Source organism: Streptomyces sp. NPDC004752 (genome assembly GCF_053601275.1).
The window spans coordinates 1-3,220 of the sequence record NZ_JBSGBN010000276.1 but is presented as its reverse complement, the minus strand read 5'-3'; the positions used below and the strand labels follow the sequence as shown (position 1 = coordinate 3,220).

The 3,220-nt window shown below is 66.6% G+C and carries 4 protein-coding genes; all 4 read right to left on the bottom strand.

Annotated elements, in window-relative coordinates; genetic code table 11:
• Positions 1 to 45: 45 nt before the first annotated feature.
• The 4 genes from ACWEKM_RS46230 to ACWEKM_RS46215 all read right to left on the bottom strand — a co-directional run bounded on the left by ACWEKM_RS46230 (position 46) and on the right by ACWEKM_RS46215 (position 2,342).
• Positions 46 to 1,221: a DUF932 domain-containing protein gene (locus ACWEKM_RS46230; RefSeq protein WP_451627318.1), complete on the bottom strand. Its 1,176-nt coding sequence runs from the start codon at positions 1,219 to 1,221 to the stop codon at positions 46 to 48.
• Between the two features lie 119 nt (positions 1,222 to 1,340).
• Positions 1,341 to 1,526, bottom strand: a complete 186-nt coding sequence (locus ACWEKM_RS46225; protein WP_451627317.1) for a hypothetical protein — start codon at positions 1,524 to 1,526, stop codon at positions 1,341 to 1,343.
• Positions 1,523 to 1,951 carry a hypothetical protein gene (locus tag ACWEKM_RS46220; RefSeq protein WP_451627316.1) on the bottom strand — a complete coding sequence of 143 codons (429 nt, stop codon included), beginning with the start codon at positions 1,949 to 1,951 and terminating at the stop codon, positions 1,523 to 1,525. The genes ACWEKM_RS46225 and ACWEKM_RS46220 overlap by 4 nt, the downstream gene beginning before the upstream one ends.
• A gap of 19 nt (positions 1,952 to 1,970) precedes the next feature.
• Positions 1,971 to 2,342 carry a hypothetical protein gene (locus tag ACWEKM_RS46215; RefSeq protein ID WP_451627315.1) on the bottom strand — a complete coding sequence of 124 codons (372 nt, stop codon included), beginning with the start codon at positions 2,340 to 2,342 and terminating at the stop codon, positions 1,971 to 1,973.
• Positions 2,343 to 3,220: the final 878 nt, after the last annotated feature.

Below are 3,220 nucleotides of genomic sequence, written 5' to 3'. Positions count from 1 at the left end.
GTGCGGGCCGGGCTGGGGGAGTTGCCCGGCCCGCACGGGGGTCTGTCAGCCGTGCGCGGCGGCGGCCGTGAGGGCGGGAACCGCGAGCGCTTCCAGGGCGGCGGCCTGGTCGGCGTCGGTGAGGGTCTGCGCGGTCGACGTGACGGCCTGCATCACGCCCCCGGCCGTCATCTGACCGCCCCGGATGAAGTGGGAAAGGATGCGGTCCTTCGTCTCGGTGCCGATGCTGAGCGACTTGGTGACGTGCTCGATGGTCTTCGTCGGCTCGTCCAGCGTCTTCCCGGCGGCGGCCTCCATCTCGTACACCTTCGCCTCGACGTACTCCTGTGACAGGAAGGTGCGTACGGCGTCGGTGGTCTTGGAGGTGATGAGCTCCAGCGTCTTGCGCTGGGTCTGGCCGGACCAGGACACAACGCCCTCGTCCTGCTTGCCTCCGAGGTGCACGGCGCGCATGACGTCCTTGGTCTGGGTCAGGCCGTTGCGGCAGACCTGGATGACCGCGCGCGGGGTGATGGTGTACGCCCCCGCTCCGACTTCGCTGTTGGTGATGACGAACCCGGCTGAGATCATCGGGAGTTCGTCACCGCTGCGGCCGTCGAACGGGGAGCGGTAGCCGCGCAGCAGGTTGCGGGCCTGGATCGCGACCGCTTCGGACTCGACGCGCACGTACATGCGCCGGTCGGTGAGGTCGCATCCCGTGATCCGGGTGGGGTGGCCGGACTGCTCCACCCCGTCCAGGGCGGCGAGCAGCATGTCAAGGTTGTCCATCAGCTTGTAGCTGTCGGACAGCAGCGCGCGGGCCACGCCCTCGCCGGGCATGCCGGGGCCGTTCTCGCCCCGGAACGCGCGGAGCATGAAACGGCGCTCCGGACCCTCACGGAGCCACGCGTTGACGTTCTCGTCCAGCAGCGGGACGTTTTCCGCGCGCATGCGGCGCAGGTAGGCCAGCGGGATGCGGAGCTTGTCAGAGATCCCCTCGTCGGCAACGGCGGTGGGCCGGTAGATGCCGTCAACGGCCGTCACGCCGCGCGCGCTGAGTTGGGCCTCGACGCCTTCGACGTGCACGTTTCCCTCACGCATCCGCAGCGCGGACGCGGGGGCGATGACGTCCAGCTTCCGGCGCTGTCCGTCCTCCAGGATGCGGACCAGGTCGGACAGGTCGGCGTTACGGGCACCGGTGGGGGCTACGTTCGTAGCGCGCTCGGCGAACTGCTGAGTCATGCGGTTTTCCCCTTCGCTGTTGGTCTCTGCGGGTCGGGGGGCCGGAGCCACCGGCCCCCCGAACAACTTCAATAATAGTGTGTTTCAGGGGTGAGTGAACCCACCCCTGACCTGCACACTTAGACCAGCGGCGCGCGGAAATCCGGTAGCGGCGTAAGGCTCTGTCGCCGTACGTCCGTGACAGCGGTCACCGGAATGCCGCCGATCACCTCGCACAGGTCGTAGCGGACGCTGGGAGCCGCTCCGACCGGTCCGGCCTGGGCCTTGATTGCCTGCACCCAGTAGACGCCGTGACGCCGTGTCACGCTGCCGTGATACCTGACCTTCTGCCACAGCACAGGGCCGGAGTGCTGCGGGTCAAGGCTGCGCGCCACTGCGAGCGCAAGCTGATTCGCCACCCGCTCGGACAACAGCAGGTCGACGAACGCGCGGTCAACCGTCCTCCGGTCGACCGGCACGTCTGCCATGGCCGGGCCGGTGTGGCCGGTGCGCACACCCATGGCCCAACCCAACTCGAAGAACGACCGGACCACGTCCAGCTGTTCGTGTGACACCCGCATGGCGTCCGGGTCCCGCTCGCTGCGCGCCAGCTCGGCCAGCGCGTAACGGGCCTGCTCCTTTTCGGCGTCCGTGAGCGGTGCTCCGGCTTCCTGGGCCTGCTCTGGAATCCGCGTGTTCTCCATGGCGTTTCTTCTCCTTTTCGGTGATGCCGGGGGAGGGGGCACCCCAACCGGGGTGCCCCGTGCGGATTACTTCAGGAACCCGTTCGACCGGAGGAAATCGGCCGCGATGTACGCGATTCCGTGGGGCTTGTAGATCTGCGGGAATCGCCGCAATTCAACTTCCATGCGCCCCGACTTGTCCGGGTCGATGAACTCCTGAACCAGGCGGTACGGCTCCTCACCCGTCGGCATTTCCAGGATGACCGGACCGGCGGCCTTGGTCTCGAACCGAATTCCGGTGTAATTCCGGTCGGAGTTGTGCACGATCTTCACTCCTGCCCGCGCGCACAGCAGGGGCAGAAGGTTCGCGATCGTGCGGGCCCGAATCGCAAGCTCGGTCATGGGCGCGTCCGCTCCGCGCACTCCGCGCACGATCCCGTCAGTGATCGTCAGTTCCACGTCGTTCCCCTTCGTTGGTCCCTTGCGGTTCCCGGGGGTCGCCTCCCCCAGGACTTCAAATAATAGTGTCTCTTGCGCTCGGATGGAACCCCTGTTGCGCTGCGGGTTGCGCTGGATGTTGCGCCATGGTGTTGCGGTAGGGGTTGCGCTGGATGTTGCGCGGCCTCCTGGGGCGTCTCTGCGTCACCCCTGGTCATCCCAACAATCAAGCCTGGTACGCCTGCTGACATCCCCTCTGCGGCCGCTGCTCCCTGCCCAAGTAGAAGAGAGAAGGGGTGGGGGCTGGGTGTGGTCGGTGCGGCGGCGTCGGGGATTGGGGCGGGTGTGTGTCTGTGTTGCGCGTCGGCCGGGGGCCGTCGCGCGGGTGGGGGAGTGGAGCCGGTCAGTGGTGACCGGTGACAGCTCGGCTGTGGTCCCTCTCCCTCTCCTCTGTCTCCTCCCCTCTCCTCCTGCCGGAGGCAGCCCCTCCCTCTCCCTCTCTCACGGGCAACCGGGCCCCGGAGGGGCCCTGTTGCCCTCTCTCCGTATTCCGTGATTTACTTTTCCTCACGGAATACCAATCAAATACCCCCCGGTTTAAGGGAATCGGAGATTCCCCCTAAACCCCGCCCCAGGGAAAGGCACATGACCCACCCTCAACCCAAACCCCAACTCAATCCCAAACTCACACCCGAACTCCCCACCCATACAACAAAAATCAGCACCCGAATTTGTGCCGGAGGCACAAACACTCTCCGCCCGTCTTTCCGTTCCGGAGGAACGCAGGGTTATGGAATGGCCGGAGGCCAATTCCATAACTCACCGCCGGAGGCGGGCAATTCGCGCGGGGACGCGCGAAACGAGCCTGCGAGTATTCGGCTGCCGGAGGCAGAGCGAAG